This is a genomic window from Pseudomonas sp. P5_A12 (assembly GCF_056400685.1).
In genome coordinates, this window is the sequence record NZ_JBFUKU010000627.1 from 1 (window position 1) to 624 (window position 624).

Sequence of the window (624 nt, forward strand, 5' to 3'; positions counted from 1 at the left end):
GGGGCTCACACCCTGACATCAAACGACCCGCGTCAAACACAATTGCCCCAAACAGCGTTTCCCCTATGACAACGCTCGTACCTCACGCATTTACCGCCGAACGAACGACCACGCAAAAAAAGGGAGGGCATCAATTGCCCTCCCTTCCGTTGTCCGCGCTCCTTGCGACAGTACTGACCAGACCTCAAGTGGCCAAAATGAAGTCCGTGGCAGTGACGGTTGTTGCGTCGGCCACACCTACCAGGCGGATGGTGTCATTTCCGATTGTTACCAAGGTATCCGCACCTACATCGGCGACGTTGACGCTACCGGCAAAGTCCGCCGCCGTGATGTTGAATGCGGCAATATTGAGCCGATCCTGACTGCCGCCGATGGGATTGGCTTCGAAACCGAAAATCTTATCGTTTCCGAAACCTGCRCTGAACACGAAGGTGTCATTGCCAGTGCCACCTGCGAATGCGTTGTCTAACGTATTGCCGACCGCCGTGAAGTTGCCGTTACCGCCAAAGAACACATTCTCGACGTTTTCGCCCAAGGTGTAACTGTTCAGGGATGTCGAGACGCTGTCAACGCCACCTCCGATGCCCTCGATCACTACATCGCCGGCATCTGTCACCTCGAAGA

At 55.4% G+C, this 624-nt stretch carries 1 pseudogene; it reads right to left on the reverse strand.

Annotation, left to right across the window (positions count from 1 at the left end):
- Positions 1-184: 184 nt before the first annotated feature.
- Positions 185-624: pseudogene (locus AC1DSG_RS31580) on the reverse strand (calcium-binding protein); the annotation flags it as partial.